General features: G+C 44.0%; 4 protein-coding genes. 2 read left to right on the top strand and 2 right to left on the bottom strand.

Annotation, left to right across the window (positions count from 1 at the left end; all coding sequences use genetic code 11):
* Positions 1 to 321: 321 nt before the first annotated feature.
* Both PX482_RS20455 and mdh read left to right on the top strand, forming a co-directional pair.
* A complete protein-coding gene (locus tag PX482_RS20455) occupies positions 322 to 537 on the top strand; it encodes an NAD(P)H-quinone oxidoreductase subunit O (RefSeq protein WP_002758722.1) in 216 nt (71 codons plus the stop codon).
* A 26-nt stretch (positions 538 to 563) separates the two neighbouring features.
* Positions 564 to 1,541: a malate dehydrogenase gene (gene mdh / locus PX482_RS20460; RefSeq protein WP_002758721.1), complete on the top strand. Its 978-nt coding sequence runs from the start codon at positions 564 to 566 to the stop codon at positions 1,539 to 1,541.
* Here the strand turns inward: mdh and PX482_RS20465 are convergent, their stop codons facing one another.
* Positions 1,542 to 2,669: a THUMP domain-containing class I SAM-dependent RNA methyltransferase gene (locus PX482_RS20465; RefSeq protein WP_288122944.1), complete on the bottom strand. Its 1,128-nt coding sequence runs from the start codon at positions 2,667 to 2,669 to the stop codon at positions 1,542 to 1,544. It lies immediately after the preceding gene.
* Between the two features lie 209 nt (positions 2,670 to 2,878).
* The coding region (locus tag PX482_RS20470) for a hypothetical protein (RefSeq protein WP_288122945.1) at positions 2,879 to 3,330 on the bottom strand (452 nt) is incomplete at its 5' end.

Raw genomic sequence — 3,330 nt, forward strand, 5'->3', positions numbered from 1 at the left:
ATGTCCCGACAAAAAGATTTATCTCCCTATCAAATACAAGTCTGGGAAAATCGCCTCGCCACCCTACAAAGTCTCCTAAGTTATGGTCAAAGGGTTGAGTTTTAATTAGGGTTTGCCCAAAAAGTTTATTGGTGGAGTTAGGAGACAGGATTCAGGAGACAGGATTCAGGAGACAGGAGACAGCTTTTATTTATTCTCCCCACTCCCCAATTCATAATTCATCATTCCCACACCCCACATTCTACACTCTCTTGTCAGAGGCCCGCCGGAATATGTAACAATTTATAGAAGAAACCCCCAAGCAAATTTAACGAGAAAAACATGGCAGCTACAATTAAGAAAGGAGCTTTAGTCCGCGTGGTGACGGGAAACCTAGAAAATAGCCTCGAAGCCCTAGCCAGCGATCGCCGTTTACCCAGTTATATGTTCAACTCGACAGCAGAAGTCTTGGATGTAAAAGATGATTACGCTTTGATTAAATTCTACGTTCCTACCCCCAGTGTGTGGCTAAAGCTCGAACAACTGGAACCCGTCTGATGAGGATATTGCCTCATCCATAAATCATGGTTGACTTCTACGATACACTCATCCCCTGCCAATCGCCCCGAGTCTCGGTTATTGGTGCCGGTAACGTCGGACGCACCCTGGCCCAACGCATCGCCGAAAAAAACCTCGCCGATGTGGTTCTCCTCGATATCGTCAATGGTTTGCCCCAGGGTATTGCCCTAGATTTGATGGAAGCTCAGGGCATAGAACTGCACGACAGCGAGATTATCGGCACTAATAACTATGAAGACACGGCAGGCTCGGATATTGTCGTGATTACGGCTGGATTAGCCAGAAAACCGGGCATGAGTCGCGATGATCTCATGAATGTCAATGCCAAAATTGTCGTCGAGGCCGCCACTAAATGCCTCCAGTATTCTCCAGAGGCCATTTTTATCGTCATCACTAATCCCCTTGATGTGATGACCTATCTAGTCTGGCAAGCAACTGGTTTACCTCCCCAAAGAGTGATGGGAATGGCAGGAGTCCTCGATTCTTCCCGTTTACAAACCTTTATCGCCATGGAATTGGGGGTTAGTACCGCCGACGTTCATGCCATGGTCTTGGGTGGTCACGGTGATTTAATGTTGCCCCTACCCCGTTACTGTACCGTCAGTGGTGTGCCGATTACCGAATTAATGGACGAGATGACGATTAACCGTTTAGTGGAGAGAACTCGCAACGGTGGGGCTGAAATCGTCAAATTACTGCAAACTGGCGGCGCTTATTACGCCCCTGCTTCCTCTGCCTGTACCATGGTCGAGACGATATTGAGAAATCAATCCCGTTTACTGCCGGCGGCAGCCTATCTTAAGGGTGAATACGGTTTACAGGATGTCTATCTGGGGGTTCCCTGTCGCTTGGGCTGTCGGGGTGTGGAAAGTATTCTGGAAGTGCGTTTGACCGATGCTGAACGTCTGGATCTACACACTTCTGCTGCCTCAGTTCGTCAGAATGTTCATTTAGCCCTTGACAGTCTCAAGGTTTTGATGTAGTTAATACAACTCATATTTTAAGAGGGTACAGGGCAGAGAACCGTTATACAAGGGAGTGCGACGGGAAGAACGCAGACCGATTTGTTTAGTCAGTTCTTTGTTACCCGATAAAATATAGGCTGTCCAACCCTTAAACCTCTGTTTTAAGACATCACCGAAGGATTTATATAAGGCCCCTAATTCTTCGGTATTGCCCAATCTTTTGCCGTAAGGGGGATTACAGAGAATAATCCCTCGATCGCTCGCCGGTTCTAAGTCGGTGATGCTTTGCAAGCTAAAATTAATATGGTCCTGCACTTGACAAAAATAGGCGTTATCCTCGGCCTGACGCAAAACCTCATAATCGGCATCACTAGCATAAATTGGCGCATTTAGCTGAAATTTTTGTTTTTCTTTAGCTTCCTTAAGCAAAGATTGCCATAAATCCGGTTGATAGTCTGGCCATTTCTGAAATCCGAACTGGGAACGAGATAAACCGGGGGCAATATTTAAAGCTTTTAACGTCGCTTCGATGACAATGGTTCCCGAACCACAAAAAGGGTCTAAAAGCGCCATATCATCCTGCCATGCCGATAATTCTACCAAAGCAGCGGCGAGACTTTCTTTCAGAGGTGCGACTCCCATGGCCCGATGATACCCGCGACGATGCAAACTGTGACCAGAACTATCTAAACTAAGCACACAGAGATTTTTCTCGATATGAGCGTTAATTTGCAGGTCGGGATTTTCTGTATCCACAAAAGAACGGGGATTCCCCTGTTGACGCTGTTGGTCGATAATAGCGTTTTTGATGCTTAAAGCGGTGTAATGGGTGTGATTGAGGCGATCGTTCGTTCCCGTACATTGTACCGCTAAAGTTTCCTCACTGGTGAGATAATCGCGCCAATCAATGGCTTGAATGCCATCATACAGTTCCTTCCCATCCCCACAGGGAATTTCGGCAATGGGAACCAAAACCCGAAAAATAATTCTTGACCAAAGATTGACTCGATAGAGTAGGGCCAGATCTCCCTGAAAATGGACTCCGGTGAATACGGGTTTCACTTCTTTGGCCCCTAGGCATTCTAATTCCCTAGCGGCAATTTCTTCTAGTCCCCTCGCGGTAGTAGCAAAATAGGATCGAGTCATTTCAGTTATCAGTTATCAGTTTTCAGTTTTCAGTTTTCAGATGTGAGTTATCAGTTATCAGTTTTCAGTTTTCAGTGACTAGCGCCGGTCGTTGGTAGCTTGAAATCAGAAAGATTTTAATTTTTATCCCCTTGTAAATTCCTATCTGATTCGTTCTTTCTTTATCTTGCAGGTAGTCGGCGATCAAATCAAGTTTTTGTTAGGAAATATTAAGGGTTTCTCCCAATCAAGACTAGACAGCATTCTCTGAGAAAATAATGTAGGCGCTCATTATCGTTAGGGAAATTTTTCTCGCGAGTTGCCTGAGCTATATTTGCTAGTTCGGTTTCCCCTATCTCTATATTATCCAGCCAATTCTTAAAATCTTGCTGCCTAATGTACTGCATAAAGTTTCTTGGATTATCTATACATAATTTGAGTAATTCTGGGATATTGTTAACGTCTTTTCTTCCACCATTGTCTAAGTTAAAATAGAAAGGTGGATTATATTCTGGATTTCTACTGTAATTTTGAATTTTATTAAGAAGATTTTTAAAACAATCATTAATAAGTTCATTTAAAAGGTTTTGTTTATTTGCTCCTTGTGCTTGCATCAAAACTTTAGTATTCTGTACTTGATTAGCTAGGCGAAATTCATCTAAAGTTTGCAGTCTCGATTTTA

It is taken from the genome of Microcystis sp. M53602_WE12 (genome assembly GCF_030065455.1).
GTDB lineage: Bacteria > Cyanobacteriota > Cyanobacteriia > Cyanobacteriales > Microcystaceae > Microcystis > Microcystis aeruginosa.